This window comes from Mycoplasma collis ATCC 35278 (assembly GCF_000701825.1).
In the GTDB taxonomy this organism is placed as follows: domain Bacteria; phylum Bacillota_I; class Bacilli_A; order Mycoplasmatales; family Metamycoplasmataceae; genus Mesomycoplasma_A; species Mesomycoplasma_A collis.
This window is the reverse complement of record NZ_JNJY01000042.1, coordinates 1-1221: the sequence shown is the minus strand read 5'-3', so window position 1 is coordinate 1221 and position 1221 is coordinate 1. Positions and strand designations below refer to the sequence as shown.

At 17.8% G+C, this 1221-nt stretch carries 2 protein-coding genes; both read right to left on the bottom strand.

Going from position 1 to position 1221, the window contains the following annotated elements:
- Nucleotides 1-244 (bottom strand): hypothetical protein (locus T403_RS0103970; RefSeq protein ID WP_033161526.1); only part of this gene is annotated, 244 nt, incomplete at its 3' end.
- 247 nt (nucleotides 245-491) lie between these two features.
- A partial coding sequence (locus T403_RS04575) for a hypothetical protein (RefSeq protein WP_169734610.1) occupies nucleotides 492-1221 on the bottom strand: 730 nt, incomplete at its 5' end.

Genomic DNA, 1221 nt, shown 5'->3' with positions numbered 1-1221 from the left:
CACTTTGTGGTATTAAAATATTAGTTTTTCTTTTTACTATTTTATTATTGAGTAAATTATTTTTTTGAGTTGTTGAGCTTTTTAAATCTATATGACTAAAGCTTTGATCTAATGTACTTTTATAATCATATTTAACTTGATTTTCTTTTTTAGAAATTATTAAAGAAGTAGTTAGTATACCACTTGTTATTAAAATAGGTGTTATACGAATTAATGATTTTATTAGTTTTAATTTTTTTTTCATTTTATTATCCTTTTAATTTTTATATAATTAAATTATATCTTTTTTATCTGTATTTTTTCTTATAAATAAATAAAAAACAAAAAAATGTGCTTTTTTTATATAAAAAAACGACCTTATTTAAATTTTGTGATTTTTTTAAATTTTAAATAAAGTGGATTTTAAATAAAATTTAAAAAACACAAGTTAATATATAGCTTGTGTTTTTACGATAAAAATGTAGAATAATTATTGTTTTTTAGAAATATATTTAAAATTTTAAATTATGTTTTTTTACTAATTTTAAGATTTTTTCAATTAACTTATCATGCTCTTTTGAATTTTTTGAAATTTCTTTGTCAATTATAGTATATTCTTTGGGGAAAGGCGCAAAACCATAAATATCATCTTTTATATTTGTAGTAATCGTTTCATTATATTTTATATGACTTCTTGGTCAATTTCAAAAATATTTTATATCTATTATTTTTTTTTCATTATCTTTTTCAATAAAAATATGCCTATGTTGATGTGATGTTCTTGTTTTATAAAGAAAAATTTTATTGAATTTAAAAAAAATATTTAATTCATCTGAATTAATTCCTTGATTTTTCAAAATATCATTTTTATTCCAAAAGTTAAATATTTTACCATTTTTGAAAAAATGATCATTTTTAATAAGATTGAAAAGTATTTTTCCATTTTTTCCAAAAATTCTTTCAAATTCATCAACCGTTTTTATTATTTTTGAAATTTTACGAAAAGAATTGGCACCTTTTTCTTCATTAAATATTTTTTCATAAACTTCATCTTCGAGTGAAATAAATTTATTATTTTTTTTTTCATTTTCTAATATTGATTTATCATAACGTAGATAAAAGACAAAATTTTCATTATAACTTTTAGTAATTCAAGCACCTATTTTACTAGTTTCAATTCTACCTTTTTCATATGGATCTTTTATATTTCTAAAAAATTTTTGATTATACAATCAAGAACAA